1 protein-coding gene is annotated in these 259 nt (G+C 37.5%); it reads right to left on the reverse strand.

From position 1 onward, the window contains the following. Nucleotides 1–259, reverse strand: a 259-nt coding sequence (locus tag SB660_RS21795) for a hypothetical protein (RefSeq protein WP_410584517.1), incomplete at both ends; no start/stop codon positions are given.

Below are 259 nucleotides of genomic sequence, written 5' to 3' on the forward strand. Positions count from 1 at the left end.
GTTTGATTTGCAGCAGCAGCAGGTGTTGTAATATAAACTATTGCACCGTTTTGTTCAACATTGTAAGAATTTGATGCAATTGCTGCAAACAATGCATCTCCTGTTAATCTGGGAGGAATAATTCCTTCTGGACTTGTTCCATCGATGTTTTTAGATGTAACATCTAAAGTTGCTTTAGGGGTTATCGTATTAATACCCACTTGAGCATATGTCAGCGTTCCCAAAAAGACACAAGCCAGTAATAATTGTGTTTTCATCC

This window comes from Bacillus sp. SIMBA_005, assembly GCF_046535585.1.
GTDB lineage: Bacteria > Bacillota > Bacilli > Bacillales > Bacillaceae > Bacillus > Bacillus pumilus.